This window comes from Pseudomonas sp. WAC2 (assembly GCF_030403525.1).
Classification (GTDB): Bacteria; Pseudomonadota; Gammaproteobacteria; order Pseudomonadales; family Pseudomonadaceae; genus Chryseomonas; species Chryseomonas luteola.
Genome location: NZ_JAUEPD010000004.1, coordinates 196,660 through 214,579 on the forward strand (window position 1 = coordinate 196,660; position 17,920 = coordinate 214,579).

At 50.8% G+C, this 17,920-nt stretch carries 17 protein-coding genes; 1 reads left to right on the forward strand and 16 read right to left on the reverse strand.

Going from position 1 to position 17,920, the window contains the following annotated elements; all coding sequences use genetic code 11:
* Positions 1 to 145 precede the first annotated feature (145 nt).
* From QWJ10_RS10495 to QWJ10_RS10550, 12 genes are all read right to left on the reverse strand, one after another.
* Positions 146 to 2,344 carry a hypothetical protein gene (locus QWJ10_RS10495; protein ID WP_289926176.1) on the reverse strand — a complete coding sequence of 733 codons (2,199 nt, stop codon included), beginning with the start codon at positions 2,342 to 2,344 and terminating at the stop codon, positions 146 to 148.
* A gap of 14 nt (positions 2,345 to 2,358) precedes the next feature.
* Positions 2,359 to 2,838 carry a CesT family type III secretion system chaperone gene (locus QWJ10_RS10500; RefSeq protein ID WP_289926178.1) on the reverse strand — a complete coding sequence of 160 codons (480 nt, stop codon included), beginning with the start codon at positions 2,836 to 2,838 and terminating at the stop codon, positions 2,359 to 2,361.
* A 230-nt stretch (positions 2,839 to 3,068) separates the two neighbouring features.
* The gene (locus QWJ10_RS10505) at positions 3,069 to 3,407 is read right to left on the reverse strand and encodes a type III secretion protein HrpV (RefSeq protein ID WP_289926181.1); all 339 of its coding nucleotides are present in this window, start codon (positions 3,405 to 3,407) and stop codon (positions 3,069 to 3,071) included.
* 18 nt (positions 3,408 to 3,425) lie between these two features.
* Complete coding sequence (hrpT, locus tag QWJ10_RS10510) at positions 3,426 to 3,632, reverse strand: HrpT family type III secretion system protein (protein ID WP_258019806.1); 207 nt, start codon at positions 3,630 to 3,632, stop codon at positions 3,426 to 3,428.
* The gene (sctC, locus tag QWJ10_RS10515; RefSeq protein WP_289926184.1) at positions 3,629 to 5,728 is read right to left on the reverse strand and encodes a type III secretion system outer membrane ring subunit SctC; all 2,100 of its coding nucleotides are present in this window, start codon (positions 5,726 to 5,728) and stop codon (positions 3,629 to 3,631) included. The genes hrpT and sctC overlap by 4 nt, the downstream gene beginning before the upstream one ends.
* A 59-nt stretch (positions 5,729 to 5,787) precedes the next feature.
* Complete coding sequence (locus QWJ10_RS10520; RefSeq protein ID WP_074825831.1) at positions 5,788 to 6,012, reverse strand: type III secretion protein; 225 nt, start codon at positions 6,010 to 6,012, stop codon at positions 5,788 to 5,790.
* Between the two features lie 75 nt (positions 6,013 to 6,087).
* Positions 6,088 to 6,651 (reverse strand): type III secretion system stator protein SctL, encoded by a 564-nt coding sequence (gene sctL / locus QWJ10_RS10525; RefSeq protein ID WP_289926189.1) that lies wholly within the window; start codon positions 6,649 to 6,651, stop codon positions 6,088 to 6,090.
* The gene (locus QWJ10_RS10530; RefSeq protein ID WP_289926191.1) at positions 6,641 to 7,216 is read right to left on the reverse strand and encodes a type III secretion protein; all 576 of its coding nucleotides are present in this window, start codon (positions 7,214 to 7,216) and stop codon (positions 6,641 to 6,643) included. Before QWJ10_RS10530 ends, sctL begins: the two co-directional genes overlap by 11 nt.
* Positions 7,216 to 8,022 carry a type III secretion system inner membrane ring lipoprotein SctJ gene (gene sctJ / locus QWJ10_RS10535; protein WP_289926193.1) on the reverse strand — a complete coding sequence of 269 codons (807 nt, stop codon included), beginning with the start codon at positions 8,020 to 8,022 and terminating at the stop codon, positions 7,216 to 7,218. Before sctJ ends, QWJ10_RS10530 begins: the two co-directional genes overlap by 1 nt.
* 10 nt (positions 8,023 to 8,032) lie before the next feature.
* Complete coding sequence (gene sctI / locus QWJ10_RS10540; RefSeq protein WP_074825839.1) at positions 8,033 to 8,398, reverse strand: type III secretion system inner rod subunit SctI; 366 nt, start codon at positions 8,396 to 8,398, stop codon at positions 8,033 to 8,035.
* 37 nt (positions 8,399 to 8,435) lie between these two features.
* The gene (locus QWJ10_RS10545) at positions 8,436 to 9,317 is read right to left on the reverse strand and encodes a type III secretion protein HrpZ (RefSeq protein WP_289926197.1); all 882 of its coding nucleotides are present in this window, start codon (positions 9,315 to 9,317) and stop codon (positions 8,436 to 8,438) included.
* A gap of 62 nt (positions 9,318 to 9,379) precedes the next feature.
* A complete protein-coding gene (locus tag QWJ10_RS10550) occupies positions 9,380 to 9,724 on the reverse strand; it encodes a hypothetical protein (RefSeq protein WP_159435100.1) in 345 nt (114 codons plus the stop codon).
* A 241-nt stretch (positions 9,725 to 9,965) separates the two neighbouring features.
* Here QWJ10_RS10550 and QWJ10_RS10555 point away from each other — a divergent pair, with 241 nt between their 5' ends.
* Entirely contained in the window at positions 9,966 to 12,419 is a 2,454-nt protein-coding gene (locus QWJ10_RS10555) for a type III effector HrpK domain-containing protein (protein ID WP_289926203.1), read from the forward strand.
* Positions 12,420 to 12,487: 68 nt separating this feature from the next.
* Here the strand turns inward: QWJ10_RS10555 and QWJ10_RS10560 are convergent, their stop codons facing one another.
* The 4 genes from QWJ10_RS10560 to QWJ10_RS10575 form a co-directional block, all read right to left on the reverse strand.
* Positions 12,488 to 13,399, reverse strand: coding sequence for a sigma 54-interacting transcriptional regulator (locus QWJ10_RS10560; RefSeq protein WP_289926205.1), 912 nt, complete (start codon positions 13,397 to 13,399; stop codon positions 12,488 to 12,490).
* A 71-nt stretch (positions 13,400 to 13,470) separates the two neighbouring features.
* Complete coding sequence (locus tag QWJ10_RS10565) at positions 13,471 to 14,295, reverse strand: sigma-54 dependent transcriptional regulator (RefSeq protein WP_289926516.1); 825 nt, start codon at positions 14,293 to 14,295, stop codon at positions 13,471 to 13,473.
* A 733-nt stretch (positions 14,296 to 15,028) separates the two neighbouring features.
* Complete coding sequence (locus QWJ10_RS10570; protein ID WP_289926206.1) at positions 15,029 to 16,114, reverse strand: transglycosylase SLT domain-containing protein; 1,086 nt, start codon at positions 16,112 to 16,114, stop codon at positions 15,029 to 15,031.
* A 607-nt stretch (positions 16,115 to 16,721) separates the two neighbouring features.
* Positions 16,722 to 17,738: a hypothetical protein gene (locus tag QWJ10_RS10575; RefSeq protein ID WP_289926208.1), complete on the reverse strand. Its 1,017-nt coding sequence runs from the start codon at positions 17,736 to 17,738 to the stop codon at positions 16,722 to 16,724.
* Positions 17,739 to 17,920: the final 182 nt, after the last annotated feature.

A 17,920-nucleotide genomic window follows, 5' to 3' on the forward strand; every position in this document is an offset into this window, starting at 1 on the left:
CGTCATATGTCGAGGAAGTGCTGAATCTGCATGTAGATTAGGCACTCACTGAGTACCGGGCATTGATGTCAATGCCCGGCCTCTTGCTTGCTACTAAAGAGAAAAATTCACAGCCAAATGGAGCGTTTAACTCAAGCGTCCGTGTCTAACGTTGTGGTTGCTGATTTGACTCACCACGTTCAAGATCAGGCTCACGACTAGAGCTAAGATTCTGTAACTCGTGTTCGCCAGCGGTAGTGCTGCCTTGCGCCGCGGCGTTAGTTTGTGCTGGCCGGCGGCGAAGCGTGGGAGTTGGCATATTATTAACAGCGCTACTTATACCGCTTGCGGTTGAACTTATACCGCTAGCAACATGCCTCGCTGCATTTCTTGGCTCAACAAATGCCTGGGGAATAACCTGAGATAAGCCTCGAGTACGGTCAAATGTGTTTTCTAGTACACGTCTTTTGGTTCCTGCTGGGGTACCATGTGGCAGAGATGAACGTCCCGGATTAGTCGTATTTTCCAAGCCGATTTGCGTGCGGTCCATTTTGGCTTTGGTAGCCTCTGCACCGGCCTGATTATTAGCGAAAAAGGGCTGTAACACGGCGGGTGATTGAAGGAAGGTAATTATAGCCTTGCCAATACGATCCCCTATCTCCTTACTACTAAGCTCTTGAAGAGAAATTTGTTTTTCTAAATCATCCTTTCCAGGAATGGCATCTGAAGCTAAACCAAGAAGATTACTCAGTAAAATACCTTCGGTAGCACCACCAATTTTGCTGATCAGATCGTCCCTTGAGGCTCCCTTCCAAAACTTTGCAGATTCCAACATTTTTGCACCCATAGCTTTAACTTGCTCATCTAAAGGTTGCTGAACCCGAAAGGTTCTATGCGTTGGGATTTTCTCTGCCCCGTAAGTGGCTGTCGCCTGAGCTACTGCCTGACCGCCAGCCATCGCCATACCCGCTACAGCTGAGGCTACAGCTTTTGCATGGATACTTTGCAAATTTGCCTGCCCAAACTCGTGCGCGATTACACGCAGCATATGAGTCGTACCAAACGAAAGGAAACCCGAGAAGTCTCCCGACAATGTCCCAAACTTGCTTGCTGATTGAACATCAGTAAAGCCTTGGCGATGCTGCTTGGCAACGTTATTCAAGGCATCAAGTTCGTCTGAAGAGCGCTGATACATTTCGCCGTTACGGCTTATTACGGCTGGCGCATTAGGAAACACCTCCATTGCCGAAACCGGCTTCAACCCTAAACCTATTGTATTATCCATAGCAAGTTGAGCCAGGGCACGAGGGAAGTCAGTAACAGCTTTGTGGGCTACACCAAGTGCGGCGCCTGTCCCGAAGCTTTGAGCTGCAAAGTTTTGGTCTTCAAGGCCATTTTCGGCTGCATTACGTGCGTATCCAAAATGAAGGAGCGAGGCTAATCCCTGGGGGATTCCATAATCGGCAAAAATACGAGCCAACTCTAAAACACCAGGCTTTTGCTCATTCAGCTCTGCTACAAAGTTATCACGTCGGATATGTGCTAATCCATTCTTCCAGTTCGCTTTGTCTTCCGGAATAGAGCTATTTTCGGTTTTTTTATTAAAATTATTTTTTACACCTGTCCATTCAGCCAACTGAGCTTCTAAACCGGCTTTCGCTTCTTTAGCAAGCCCAGGAGCTGCTAAGTCAGCGTTCAGCTTATCAACCCTGCTGCCAATTACTTCTTCGCACAGGCTGATACGGCTGTTGAAATCAGATTCAGCATTTTTATATACAGAATCTGCAAAGAGAGAAAATGCTTTCTTTGCAGATTCCACATGACGCCGTTCTTCCGTAGAAAGGGTGCCGCTTAAAACCTCGTCATAAAGAGAATGATAAGCAGTCATCTGATTGACCACTTTAGTCATGCAGCCATTATGCAATTGCTGCAGATCTTCAGCGCTGAATTTTCCTTTAGACAGCTCATTGAATCCCTTTTGAAAATCTTCTTGGTTTACCTTAAAATCAGTCCATGCATGTCGATGTTTTCCCATCGTCTCCAATGTGTTTTGGGCAGAAATAAAATCGTGATCGGTATTACTATTTAGTAGCCGACCCTCCATAATCATATGATGTTTAGCTAAGGCAACTTTATCCTCTTGCGAGACCTTACCTAATCTCGCCATATCGCTTTGCAATTTGCTTGTTAATTCCTGTCCAAGCGCTTTTGGCTGCTTATTATGCGTTTTCAGCAATATCGGCGGATTTGAGGATAGCGAAACGTCTGCAACCGCTTGGTGACTATCTCGGGAATGACTTTCAATAGGTTGAATGTCAAGACTGGAGACTGAGTGTGAGCGCCCAATGCCTGAAGGACCGGCCATATCGATTTCACTCCTTAGCGAATAGTAGTTCTAGAAAAAGAAGCAGAGCGGTGTGTTTTTTCAGCGCTACGCTGTGTAGGCTTTTTTTCCTCATCTAAAAAATAGGTTTCCTGCCACTTCTGGGCCATGGCAGCAAGATATCCGAGCATATCGAGTAACCGCCGAGCAGTGAGTGCATCTAGTAGAAGAACACTCACCAATACAACCTGACCTGTTTCCGGGTTATATGAGAGGGAGGGGCTATTTTGACCATTGAAAAGATAAAGGTTAGTTTCCAGCAAACGCTGCATTATAGTTTCACGCTGCTGTTGTGGGAGCGGGCCAAACCCGCAATAAATCAATACTTCTCCAGCGCTTGGGCCATCCTTATAAAGCAATGAGAAGTCGATTCCTCTTATTCTTAGGCTAGCCATTTCATAAAGCGTTTCCGGATTAGGAATAACTGTGAGTTCACATAGATCATTGATCAGCGCCTGATAATTTTCAATGGACATGATGAGCCTATAATCACAAGTGGATGGATGGCCTTTAAAGCAGCCATGTGACTATGTGGGCGTTAAGGGAATACGGTTCCAAGACTTTATATCTAAAAATTAATCTGCTCTTTCAACTAGTCCCTATAGGGTCCTGATGCACCACCAGGCTAGTTATTTGAGCGCAGGCCTTTCAGTATTAAGGGTAGGCTGACTATAGATTCGAGTGTTGGGCTGTCTATATAGTTAACTTATAGTGACAGATGCTCCAGTCCTGCAAGAAAAAGCTGCATGTCCCTAATTTTATCTAAAATTAAATATTCCTGTATGGCCCTAGGAAGCGCGTACCAAATAGTAAGTTTGCTTTGTGAGTTTAGAGACAATAGATATCCGTGGTAACGTTTAGCATCGCTGAAGCGGCGAGCGAATGTCTGCTTTAATTGCTCAGATGTTAATACGCCACGTTCCACATTTAACGCCACTCCCCATGCATGATGTTCGCGGCAACTGGCGAAGCAGACCCCCTCTGCTATCGACCAGGTTGCCGCCTGCCCTGCCAACAGCTGGGTGTAAAAGGCATGCTTTTCCATTACCCGAATCATCCATCTTCAATCTCTTAGCGGCACTACCGTGAAGTCCACGTCAGGGTCCCGGTCATTCAAACCCTGCCGCATATCCTGAGGCCACCAGATGACCAGTTGGCGATCTGTCGAATCGGGACGCTCACACGCATAGCCCACACAGCCGGAGCGGCTTGCGCAACCGCCTAATAAGGCGAGTGCGATAAGAGTAATTGCATACCGGCCACGCATCATGGGATAGCTCTCCGTAGCAGTGAGGGACGGCTTTGGGCGGCATTTTTCAAGGACTGCTGAGGCTGGCGTAAGGCAATGAATATTTCGCTCTCCTCACCGGGCTCCAGCCATGCATGAGGCCAGGCCGCTACCGCCATGACCCACCGGCCACCACAGCGGCTTTCATCAATACGCAAGGGCTTTTCGGTCTGATTACGGGCTACCACGACTGCTACGCCCCACTCCTTTCGGGTAAACCATTGGGAGCGCTGCCGATCCAGAACCAGACCATTGGCCGGATCGCACAGGCTGTCAGGCTCAAAAGGCAAGGCGGAGGACAAGGAAAGCCCGGTGGGCGAAACACCGTCTACCAATTGCGTAAAGACCCGTTCGATGTCCCCACGCGTAGGCTGGACAAAGCCATCCCGCCGGGTATCAATTCGTTTCATCTGATCATCCACATCATGAGGGTTACCATTTTGCACATAGCGCGCCGGGTCTACCTGATCGCCTATAAGCCGAGGCGTGAGAATAAACAGTCGCTCACGTTGGCTTAGTTCGCGGCTGCGTGATTGGAAAAGCAGCTTACCAAGGACCGGTATATCTCCCAGAAGCGGTACCTTTCTGACCCGATCATTGGCTTCCAGCCCGTGAAATCCTCCGATGACCAGCGACCCATGCTCCGCAATCACTGCTTGAGTACTGACGTTTCCCTTGCGAACAGCCGGTTGCTCATCATTGATCTGAGAAACATCGATCTGCCCGTCCTCTATATCAACAATAAGCTGCACTTGGGATTTATCTCCATGATCAAGCGAACGTGGAATCACCTGCAGACTGGTTCCGGCGGTAATAGGCTGGATGTTGGCGACCCGCTCGGCTAACGCGGTGAGGTATTCCGTTCGGCTGAAGTCGATAACGGCAGGCTGGTTTTCCAATGTCAGAATCGACGGGTTGCCGATAATAGAGGCCGCCCCATTACCTTCCAGCGCGCGCAGATCAGCAGAAAATTTGCCGGCGTCCTGAATAAACAACGTGGATGTCGTTCCAGGCTCAAACAGGTTTGCACCTCCGCTTACACTACCGGCGTTAAAGTTCCAGCGGCTGGACAGCTGCGCTAGCTCGTTACGGTCAATATCAAGAATTACTGCATCAATTTCGATAACATTCCGTGGAACATCCAGCTGCTTGACGACCTGTTCATACATTGCCTTGCGCTTGGGCAAGTCATAGATAAGGACGGCGTTGTTACGAACATCTGCGCTTACACGGATTCGACTACGAGACGAGCTTTCTTCGCCCTTTGATTTGCGCCCTGATCGACCCAGGACTTGATCCAGTCCCTGCTCTATCGCACCAAAATCCATGTCGTTTCCCATGCCGCTATAGCTCAACCCAAGAGGGTTCGCGGCCCCTAATCCACTCGAGGTACCGCTTGGGCGTTGCGCGAGGTTAATGCCATTGATCGACTCGCCTCGAGAGCGACTCTCCAACAGTTCTTGAAGAATGCTGGCTACCCCCGCCACGTTCAGCTGCTGATCGCGGTAGCGAATGGTTCGGTCAGCGGCATTGGCATACTTCAGCGGCAACACCACGATATCCTGTTTCTCTGCCTTTTCCGGTGCCTCGACTTTCTGGCTGTAGTCACGAATGAATTGCACGTACTTAGCCGGGCCACGAACCAATACCACCCCCTCATCCGGCAGGATGCCCCACCCAAAGCGTGGATCCAAAAGGCCTACATCCGTAAGCGCCTGCTGCAGATCATCAACTGCATCTGGAGACACCTCGATACGTGTGGAGGTCTGCTCCCGTGTCGGGCTGACATACAGCGTTTCGTTGTAAACAAACCATTGAAAATGGTTTTCCTGCCCCAGACGATCTAGAAAAGCCTGGGGGCTGGCGGCTCGAATACGTCCATCCAGGACAGCATCCATTGAAGGCATGTCCAGACTCATGCCGAACTCTTTGGCAAAATCAACAAGCGCCCTATTGAGATCCGTTTGCCGGGCGTCATAGGCATAGGCCGTATGTTTCCAGCTTTCAGGTACTGCAGCCCATCCAAGAGGGCTGATGACACACAACAACCAAGGCAACCACATCAAGGCCTTTCGCATTTCACGCTCCCTGGTCAAAAAAGAAGGCGGCGCGGTGCAGGAGCCGCGCCGTCGAACGGTCACTGGATTCCGTCGATGATCGCTTTGGTCATGCTGTGCTTGGCCCGTAGCGACTCACCCAGGACCGTGCTGGCAACCGCGCTTTTCCGGCTAGCTTCGTTAAACAGGCGCATGTCTTCAACATCGCACGTATCGGTGGCGATCATGCTGGCCTCATCCATCTCGGACTGTGCGCTCTTGTAGGCATGATCGAGACGGTTCTGCAGGGTTTTCAAATTGAGCATGATGGGACTCCATCTTAGGGGTTCGGCCCTGAGTGGATCCTGTATGGTAGGTGGTTCCATCTCGTTTGGAGATGGCTACAGCAGTAGGCCGTTGCGCAGGCTTTCCCAGTCGACGTCAAACGAGCCATTTGTATGAGTAAGTCTCAACGACCCCACAGGCAAAGCACTGTTACTTTCCAGCCGCCACAGCTTGGCAAAGCGGCTGTGTGACAGCCACTCGCCTACTATTTCGGTAAGATCAGGATGACAGCTCAGGGTTGCAGCGACCGCAACGGGTTGGCTGTCAGCCAGGTTGCGTAATAGTGCCCGGATTCGCTCCGGAAGCTGGGTCTCATCCAGCAATCTGGATAGACTCAGATTAAGCAGCTCCTCTACCGAAATCAGTGCCTCTCGCCGAAAGGCCTCCCGCTCTTCGTAGAGCTCCTGAAGAAAGTCATTGGCAACCGACCAGAACTCGCCAACGGCCTGATCGATCAGCTGTTGTCCTTCTACCAGAGCCTGCGTTCGAATCGCTTCAGCCTGCTGTTGGGCATGCTCGAGAATGTCCTGTGCACGTAATGCATCAACAAGATCTTCTCTGCGTAGCACAGGCTCGCTAATGACAGCCGCACCGAGGGACAGAGAGCGCCTAGCCAGCATGTTGCATCTCCATACCTTCTGTTACCTGCCAAAAGACAGCGGGCCAGAGTGTCTGTAGTCTGGAGCAGGCCATGGTGTTGGCGGCTATCACCTTTAGAGGGCTCTCTTCCACGGCGTTTGGCGACCAGTAGAGGCGAACCCTCGACCAGTAACTGACGCCCAACCAGACACCTAGCAATAGGCGCGGATCCAGTGACTTGCTATCTAGCCAAAGACCCGGGCGCAGCGCCTTTGCTACGCTACGACACCACGGCGTGTACTCGTCGTTTACCGATGAATCAGGATGTTCAGGTGAGCAGATGCGGCCTACCAACGATAAGGCGAGTTGACTCTGTGAGTCATCCAGCGACAGCCACTTCAGCGTGTGGGACTCAGGCTCAGGAGGCTGCAGGAAAACAACACCTGCAAATTTTAGGAAGACATCAACACGCTGTATGGCCAGTGTCTCGCAAATAGCTGGCGGAAGCCCTGACTGGTCAATGAAACGGGCCCTCCACTCAGGGTGCGCGTCGCGCCAGGCGCAACACCACCATTGGACCCAGCGTTCGCTGACGTTTGTAGACATCAGATCCGGCTCGGCAAATTAGAGCCGCCTCCGTGCCGCGAGGTGACACGTTGCAACAAGGCCGATCGCCAGTCGGATCGAACCAGCAACATCAGTACGAGTACAAGTAGAACCATTCCTGCCGGGGCTACCCACACCATGCGACTCCAGAAAGCCGCCTTTTCGCTATCCACGAGGAACGGGCCGAGGCTGACCAGCTGCTGAGTATCGCGAAACTCGGCGGCCGGGACGAACACAATGGAAAACTTTTTTGAATCCATCGTCGTAGTACCTGACATTCCCGGAATACTGCTTGCAACCATTTGCTGTATACGGCCCCGTACACTGTCTGGATCAAGGGTTACAGCGTGCTTGATAAACACCGCCGCCGAGGCGGGTTGCACAGGCTCGCCAGGGGCAACACGCTCTGGCAGTACCACATGGACGCGGGCCACGATCACGCCGTCAATTTGGGACAACGTAGCTTCCAGCTCTTGTGACAATGCGTAGATATAGCGGGCGCGCTCCTCCAGGGGGGTGGATATGACACCTTCTTTCTTGAAGATCTCACCCAGACTGGCATGAGTACGCCGCGGTAACCCTGCCGCATCAAGTATCCTTACCGCGCGGTTAATATGGGCGCTGTCCACGGAGACGACGATACCTGTCTTCTCCGTGCGTTTATGCGCCTCGATGTGCTGGTCAGCCAGCGACGCAATGACATCATTGGAGTCCTGCTCGGAAAGTCCGCTGAACAGATCGGTTTCCTGACTGCATCCTGCAAGCAGCAGAATACTTAGCAATAGCGTCGCGACAGACCCTTTCACAATGGCTTACCTACTGCAGGTTGGTCAGTTTATCGAGCGTTTGTGCAGTCTTGTTGACCACCTTGGTAGTGACGGCCATCTGCAAGGAATATGCTGACAGCGCGCGGCTCATCATGGTCATGTCCATAGGGTCATCAGCGCTTGCAGCCGCTTTCATATTGCGCATGGCCTGCTGTGAGAGCTTGTCCGTGCTCTGGACGCGATCCACCAGTGCTCCAGCTACCAGGGCAGGTAATTGCCCTGGCACCGCGGCGGCGGCCCCAGCACTCATCGCTGCGGAAAACAGATCGACGTCCGCCTGTGAAGGCTCCTGAATCAGCCCCTGGTCTATATCAGCGCTTGGCTGCTTTGCTTTGCTAACGGATGTAATCGTCATTTGAAGACTCCAACAGACGGTGTCGATAAAAGGTGGGTCAGCTCGATGCCTGTGTTTGTAAGCCGCCGCCCTGTAACAAGGCCTGCACCAACGCATTCGCAGTTTCCGCTGCACTGCTATTCAAGGTGTGTTGACCAGCGCCCTGTCGCTGACCACCACCGTTTCCACCTTCGGCGAGGGTCGCCTCTAGCCCTTTCTCGATCAATGCACTTAAGAGTTTGGCAAGCTCATCGACGCTGCCGCCTTGTACGCCACCAGGTGAGCTCTGGTTGCCCAAACCTGCCGGATCACCCAGGCCACCCCCTTGCCCTAGCCCCTGGCTACCTTCCGAAGCATTAGCCTGCAACTGCGAGCCAAGCTTATCGAGCGCTGCACGAAAATCGCCCGTTTCTTTCTCGCTCAGGTAATTATCTTCCTTGAGCTCATTTTTCCATGAGCCTGAATCTGGGGGTGGAAAGTCTTTGGGAAACTTGTCCATGAACTCGGCAATCTTTTCCAGCATGGGCATATCGCTTTGGGAAAAGGTAGTGCCCTCTCCTTGCTTGGAAAGCAGATCATCCAGGTAAGACTTGCCCAATCCGTTGAGCACTTTGGACATGAGGTCTTGCTGGCTGCCACCGTTAAGGCCTGCGGAATCTGCAGCGCCGAAGTTCGGGCCCAGCTTGTCGCTGATCAGACTCTCCAGACCTTTTTTAAGATCCTCCGGCCCTGATCCCTGTATTCCTTTTTCTTGCATGTGCTGGGCGAGCATTTTTCCCAATGGGGATGACTCATCCAGCGAGCCGCTTTTGGTCAATTCCTGCAAGAGCTGCTTGATCACATCTTCCAGTGACGGCTTACTCTGGGTTTCCTTGGATCCGGTCAGCATTAGCGACTCAATATCCATCCTTGGCAGTTGATTGGGGATCATACTGTTCATTACGGTTGACATAGTTCCTGCTCCTTAAGGCCTGCGCCCCTCAAACCGAGGGGCAGCACGTGTTAGTAGCTGATGCCCTTGGCGTTTTGCGCTGCGGAACTGATCTTCTTGTTAGAGGCATCATCTCGCGCCGACTGGATGGAGTTGAGCGTGTTCTGGATAGCGATCTGGCGGTTTTCCTGGCCTTGCAAGCCAATTAATGCTGCGTTGTTTTCATCGTTTTTCTTCATCTCAGCACGTTGGGCCTCAACCGAGCTGCTAGTACCCGTCATTTCATTCATGGCTTGTTGAGTACTGAAATTAGCCTCGGCCTGATTAGCGCCTTGTACAAACTGGCCACCGGCATTGGTCACGTCACCAACGAAACCCGTAAAACCGGTATTAGGATTATTGACAGGATTAACCATGGCATATGCACCTTTGTAGTGATTCGAGGAATACCAGCATCGTTGCTTGGTGCACATGCGTGGCACCGCCTTGGGGATCGGTTCCATGTCACTTCAAGAAATTCTTCTGGCTGCTCTTACTACCGGCCCCGTATTCACTCTGGCGCTCATGTATAGGAACACAGCGCTACCTGAATGGAACTGCGCAGCGATACCTGCCACTCAGCCCCCACACTCCGGCTTCCTACACAGGTAAGTATCCATGCGCGTATCCAACCCCACGCCAGGAATGGGAACTATTGCCAATCCAGACGTCAGTCTTGAACTCTCTCCAATGGACGCAAAATCCAGTGCTGCGCCAGCTGAGCGCAGAGGCAATACCGGTAACATTATTCAGTTCGGCACCAACGCTCCATCCACGCGGCAGACGCTGCCTGGTAACGCGTCGCTTACGCGTGACGGATTAATTTCCCGCCTTGTACAGTTGCTGAAGAATCTGGAACAACCCACCACCCCGTCTACCCAGCCCCCATCAGGGCAGCTCCGGCCAGACTGTCCGGATATGAGTCGTACACGACCTCCTGTTGAGCAGCCAACGCAGGTAAGAGAAACCGGTACTGTAGGTACAGTCAGCGGTACTGAGACCAGCGATACATCCACTACGCCTAAAGCCGCCGATGCGGAATTTCTGGATAACTCCAAGTACTCCTCTCCGGAGGAGCTGAAGAAATACGATGCGCTGGTGGCTCATCTGCCACCGGCGGAACGAGAACAGGCAGCAAAAGAACTTAATCGCCCGATTGCCGCCGCCAAGATGGCGGCTGAAGGTAAAGAGGGCTCAGCCCAGGCCGAGGACTTCATCAAGGCCAATCCCGCGCTCGAGAAAGCGTTGGATACCAGCAAGCACGGCGGAAAGTGCGACGGCATCATTTCTAAAAACGATTACAAGTCCTTTATCAAGAACATGGAGAACGCTGCAAAGGCTGCATCCAAGGATATCGAGGCGTATCAAAAGGAAAACCCGGGTGCGGATCCACAATCATTAGCCATGGTCCGTTCCGCTGCGATGCTGCGTGCTAACGAACCGCTAGCCAAAGCAGGCAATCCAGACAAAGAAAAAAGTGTTGGTAAATACATTACTGATGATGCCTTGAAGGGGCTTCAAACAGGGAACCCAGGGCTTTCTCCAAAGCTTGCTCAAACAGCCCAGACCTTTTCACAGCCTGGTTTTCTGCACATGCTTGATCAAGGCGGCTTCGAGGGGGAAGGTCTTGCACTACACAATGCAGACAAAAAGATCAGCACCAAAAACATAGACGATTGGATCAAGAAACAAGCTCCCAAGAATGGTGGCGAGTTCGCATCCATGATGAGCGACGCCGCTACCCGTAATGCAGTGGCTAATGTGGACATCAGTAAACTCAATGAAGATGTCTTCAACCACCCCGACAATTACACGGGTGAGCAAAAAGCCGCCGTCATGATCAAGTTGCAGGAAACGCTCGAGCAAGTCCAGGGAGGAAGCAAGCTAAGAAAAGTAGACAAGACCTCCGAGGCGCTACAGCAAAAAATTGCTCAGTTGCAGACCGATGAAAGCGTTAAAACCTATCTGGACAAGGCAGTTCCTGCGCAGGAAGAGACCTTGATTGCCAGCGACCCCGCCCTGAAAGAGGCAGTCAACGAACGCCACGAGGATCTGATATCTGGTAAGGCACTTGAGCAAGACATGCAAGCCGCCCGGGACCAGGCCGCCAAGGATAACAAAGGCAAGAAGCCTGAAGACTGCAAGCCTGTGGATTATAGCCAGGCTATTGGGCATATGACGGCAGAACTCCAGTTACAAGGAGACCTGAAGGGTAAAGATAACGTACCCACTACCAGTCAGGTCTTGGACCGCCGTCCGGACCTTAAACAGGAAATTGATCGCTCCTATCAGGAGAACTTTGTTCAAGGTAAAGCAGCCGAGAGTGCACTTAAACAGGACCAGAAATCAGACCCTAAAGATGTCCTGTCCCAGGTAGATGCGAAGAAGTTGGCGTATGAAGACGCTATTCCGCAAAGCGCTACGACTGCAGCGCAGAGCGGCTACGCCGAAGCCACCATGAAAGCCTTAACTACCACAGCCAAGGGGGCAAGCGTAATCAAGGACTTGAAGGATGCGGGTACGCTTCCAAAAGATGCTGACGAGAAGAAAATGACAGGTCAGCAGCTGTATTCTCAACTAAGAGACAATGTGGAGAAACAGACATCTGCGTCAGACCTCGGTAAGGGCGGTAAGACCCTGTTAGCCGGCAGTGGCGCTGTTAGCGTAGCTAGCCTTTTATCTGTCTCAGAGCGCTTGAATAACGGAGACACCGCTGGCGCAGCCAAGGCTATTTATGATGGAGCCAAAGGCTCAGCTGAGTTAGGTAAGCTGGGTTATAACGCCGTGGCACAAAGCCTGGGCAAGGATGCCTCTGCCGGACTTGGACGCATGGCGGGTGCCGTCGCAGGACGTGTAGTCGGAATGGTTGCGGGCGAAGCAGCGGGATTGGCAGCCGCCAGTGCCATTGGCGCCGCGGCCGGACCGATTGGCTGGGCAATTGATGCCGTTCTAGCCATCGGCTTTGGTATCAAAGCCATTATCGATGCGGTAAACAAACACAAGAAACAGGAAACATTCGACCACAACGTTGACCCTACACTGGAACAGTTCGGCATACCCAAGGCGCATTAATGTAGAAAGTTGCGCCTTCCTTGGACCGCTCAGCCTGCATAAGTCAGGCTGAGCGGTTCAGATATAACTCAAACATCCAGTTCTTTCATGCGGTGGTAAAGCGTCCGCCGAGGAATATCCAGCTCACGGCTAACTGCATCGATAGAGTGCTGGTTTCGCTTGAGCGATTCCTGAATCAGCACCCTTTCGATAAGCCGTAACTGGAACTTGAGTGCTGTAGGTGACTCCCCCTCGCTTACCAACTCGCTGTCGAACAGCGGCAAACCGAGCACGAAACGCTTGGCAGTAGACTTTAGTTCGCGAATATTCCCAGGCCAGTCGTGGTTCAACAGGATCTGGGACACAACCGGATCAACTTTACCGGCTTCGAGTTCAAGCTTTCTCGCCGCACTTTTTAAGAAACGGTAAAACAGAGGAAGAATGCGCTCACGCTGGAGCCGCAGTGGTAACAACTTCACCGTTAGCACATTAAGTCGAAAATACAGGTCACGCCGAAACTCACCCCGCTCGACCAATTCGTCCAGCGGGCGCTGGGCAGACGCGATCACACAGATATCAAGCGGAATCGGTGTGGTCGACCCCAACCGCTCCAGCACACGCGTTTCCAATACACGCAACAGTTTAGGCTGCAAGGCCAGCGGCATGCTGTCCAGTTCGTCCAGGTAAAGAGTTCCTCCTTGTGCGGCTTCGATGTATCCGACACGAGAACGATCAGCACCGGTATAGGCACCACTCACCACGCCAAACAGTTCGCTTTCACAAAGTGATTCCGGGATCGCAGCACAATTCATTGCGACAAAGGGCCCTTTACGCCCTGAAAGCAAATGTATGTGTTGAGCCAATGTATCTTTACCAGAGCCAGTCTCGCCCGCCAGCAACAGATCGACAGCGAATTCGGAGAGGCTCTGTGCAATGACATCTAGATCAGGCAGGTCAGGTGAGACCGCCAATGCTTCATCAAGCAAATCATACTCGCTCATTCTTGACCTCGAATACTTCAAGAGCGCGGGGACATCCCGATGCGAGATTCCTTTCGCCTTTGGGAAGAAAACTAAAGGCCTAACTCCTTTATTCGGTGATACAGCGTACGTTTAGGTATATCCAGCTCTTGAATAACCGCATCGAGCTGATGTTTATGTCGCTTAAGCGCATCTTGAATCAGCAGCCGCTCGACAACTTTCAGCTGTGATTTGAGCCCAGCTGGCTCTTCAGAAAAACCAGCATCACAGCCCTCCGCCCCCAACAGCGGAAACCCCAGGACGAAACGCTTGGCCGCTGATTTAAGCTCACGAATATTGCCTGGCCATGAATGGCTGAGAAGCAACTGGACATAATGGTTGCCCAGGGTTGGCGCTGGCTTGTTAAGCTCATTTTTCATGGCTGTAACGAACTGGTCGAACAAAGGCAATATCTTTTCACGCTGCTGACGTAGCGCGGGTAATCGGATGGTTACCATGTTGAGTCGAAAAAGCAGATCGCGCCGAAATAACCCTTGTTCCACAAGTTCATCCAACGGGCGTTGCGCAGAGGCGATAACACGAAGATCAACAGGAATAAACTCTGTGGATCCCAATCGCTCAACTCCTCTTATCTCCAGGACACGTAGCAGCTTGGCCTGTAGCGCCAAAGGCATACTGTCGATTTCGTCCAGATAAAGAGTCCCGCCGTCTGACGCTTCTATATACCCCTGACGGGAACGTGTGGCGCCCGTATAGGCTCCGTTTACAGTACCAAATAACTGACTTTCGGCAAGTGCCTCTGGTATAGCGGCACAGTTAAGCGCAACAAAGGAGCCGGACCGCTCCGAGAGATCATGAATTTGTTTTGCTAGCGTGTCTTTTCCTGTACCCGTCTCGCCATAAAGCAGAAGGTCCATTTTAAGATGGTTAAAATCCAGGCCAGCCCCAAGAATGTTGTGCGCGTTATTATTATTACAGTCCGCACGATCTTGTATAGCGGTTTCTGTTTGCATCGACAACTCTCACCTTGAAGGTCGAGAATAGTAATATCTTTGTAACCAAAATCGTCAATATGTGAATTGAGTTGTGTGAATAGGTTAACAAATAGCAAACTATCTTTTTCTTGCTTTTATTAATCAATACATAGGATTAAAACAGTTATTTGAAACAATAGAAGGTGCAGAAATGAAGGTCAGATGCACCGAGCCTTACGAAATTAAATAGGGTCTTAAAAATTGGTAGAAGGTAATAAAAGCTTCATATTACCGACATCTCTCTAGACAAAACCTGTACATCATCCAAGGTGTTTTGAATAGATCAGAAGGCCAAGAGTCAGGCAGTAGCTGGGCTATTATCTTTAACAGTGCGGTTTGCTTAGTTTATCAACCATAGCTCCATTTTACATTTTGTAAAAGATTAGAATAATTTTCTTGGTTGGCTTTTATCAGCGTTTTTTTGGATGGCTGCAGTATTTCGTTGAGGTGGTACGACTCGACATATCATCCTTTTGCTAAAAAGCCGAGCCAGTTCTTGGCGATAGGTTACCTTATAAATTATTCCGCCTAACAGTTATGAGTATGGAAATAAAATTCCGAATTCACAAATAATTGAATATTAAATTTCAATGGTATTATGTTACACATCATTCGATTAAGGCGTGGCGGCAATAGTCGACTGCCCGGTCGGTATTTCCGACGTATGAACGGAACCGTCAGAGCGCGCAAGCGTATCAAGATTAGCTGTCAATAGCCTCTCTTTAGCGATGGGAATGACGAGATGCCCCGGCCCGCCTATGGTATTGCCGTTAACATAGGCAGGGTTTAGCCTCTGTAGTTCCTTTTTGGGGATACCTGATATAAGCGCCAACTGCGCCAGCTCTACAGGACGGGCCAAGCGAACCGTAATAAAGTATGGCTCATCCGCTACAGGCTTCAGCTCTATGGCATGTCCATGAGGCGATTTGACAAGAATGGATAGGGCCAGGAGCCGTGGGACATAATTTTGCGTTTCACGGGGTAAATCCAGATGCCAATAATCGGTAGGAAGCCCTTTCTTGCGATTGGCCTCTATTAAGCGCGATACGGTCCCCTCACCAGCATTATAGGCGGCTAAAGCCAATAGCCAATCACCTCCAAACTGCTGATGTAGACGTGTCAGGTATCTCATGGCAGCATGTGTTGACGCGATAACGTCGCGCCGCGCGTCATAAAGCGACGTCTGGCGCAAGCCGAAATCTGTACCAGTACGGGGCATGAATTGCCATAGTCCGACCGCCTTTTGACTTGAGATGGCCATCGGGTCATAGGCACTTTCGATCATAGGCAACAAAGCCAGTTCGGCCGGAAGGTCCTTTTGTTCGAGACCTTCAACGATAAAATGCAAATAAGGTGCGGCCTTGCCACTGGCGTTGGTTATGAAACGCCGATTCTGGATTAACCAGTTAAGCTGCTGATTAATCCGATCGTTACGCCCAATCTGGTCCACCAGAACAAACCGACTGCTTACCCTTCCCCAGATATCAGACCGTTTCTCGCGTAGCATAGGTGGCCGGGAATAGTCAGATACCATGACCGGCTCCTGCCCCTCACGAATGACTAAGCGTGGCGCGCGTGCCTCAGGTAGTTGGACTGAGTCAGTAAGTTGACAACCTGCACATAGAGTAATAGAGAAAATAAAACCAGCCCGTAGGGAGGCAAAAGGCATACGAAAAAAAGACCGTTCCATGACAATAAGCACCTCAAACCAAACAGTCCTATGTGGCTTGAAGTGAATATTGGTTCCTACATAATTCAGGTTTAGAATTTCAAAAATGGTTTTATTGATTATTTTAAATTTACACTGATATTCTAATAACCGATTTTAAAAAATCTTTCCGATTCAAACAGAACGCAGCAGCAGTTCCTAGCTCCTATTTTTAGATTTTCAAATGCCTCACTCCTTAAACTTGGAAAAGCATTTTCTCCAATCATCATTTTCAGCCAACCCGATGTACTTCTGTTGAGATTTCGACTGCTTTTAAAGTACTGCCAAGCCGCGCAGCCACTCACCTCAGGGCAAATCCAAAGGTAAGTTTCTATTGATCTGGTGAGTGTTCAATAAAAGTCCCCAAAATAAAAGATCCGGATAATTTTTCAAGAGAATTTTTGAGGTTAGCGCAGCCATGATCCTGAATTATAGATAACTGTACCTTTTGCCTATTATGCAAGAGGTGTATCTCTTTCATAATAAATTGAGAGCAAGCACACTTCGGCTTGGCAAGTACATATCAACAATTAATGCTTACGCCCGTAGCATTAGTAATAAAACAATAATTGGAGGACCAATTAAGCCCTCCATGTTTCGCTTATGCTACGCTGCCGCGCAACTCATCCGCGGTCGCTATTACTTTCTGCGCATAACCCTGAGGGTCGGTGGTTCGCTGGAAAGAATCGACTGAGCCTGGCTGCCAGTTAGGCCCGCCGTTGTATTTCTCCAACTGACTCCGAGTGTCGCCACCCAGATTGCTCATGATCATGGCGGCCATCTCTACCTGGTCGGCTTGACTGGAATGGTCGTATTCATGACCTGCCTGCTGACGGAACATGCCGGTGTTTTCGCTACGTGTAGCGGCTTCTACCTGCATCACACCGTCGCCATTAGCCATGTTCTGTCCCCAATTGCTCTCCTGCTTAGCTTGAGCTGCAAGCACAAAGGGATCAACTCCATACTTTTCTCCCGCTTTGACGCAGTTCTGCCAAAGACCCTGCGGCATGCCCTTCGGTGCGTTGCCAGCATTGACTGAAGTGATGCCATTGCCGGGCTTCACTGTCTGACCATCACCTGCGTCGTTCGCCCTAGCCTCCCCCTCCTTGCCGCTAGGGCTTTGTGCTGCAAATGAAACATCTCTGGGTTGGCCTTCATTACCAAAAGTGACCGGAGCATTGTCCTTCCCCCCGCTGCCTTTTTCATTCCCGGCGGAGTTGTTGGAAAGGGCATGTTGCTGCCCACCTTGCAACAGCATCAGCAGTTGTTGAATTAGGGGCTTGAGCATTTCAAGGATATCTTTTAGAGATTGCTCCCCATTATTGGCACCGCTCGGATCCTGTATAGATTTGTTGCTGAAACTGTGGTTCAAAGAATTGCTGTCGGCGCCATATAGGCTGCCGAAATTGACGGGACTGCTATCGCCCAAGCCAAATGAGACTTGCCCATTTTGTCCATAACTACCTTGAGAAAAGCCCATGTTCTGGGAATCCAAGGGCAGTAAGTTCTGAGGAACTGGTCGTTGTATGGATACACTCATGTTTACCTTGCCTCGAAAATGATGGCGCCGCTTAAAACCAATCGGTGAATAGCGCCGGGTTTGTGCATAGGTTTCCATCCTGACCAAGGCCATCCAGCCCATCTGGATTTGTTACCTATTTTAGCAACAGAGCTTGCCGGCCTTTAGTAGCCTAGTTCAGGTGGAGCGTTTGAATGAGTGGTTTATGGTCAGTGCCGGTTCCAAATGTGAGGCGGGCTGCCGAGGCGCTTTGAACAAGCCAAGCTGCGTCCCACACACCA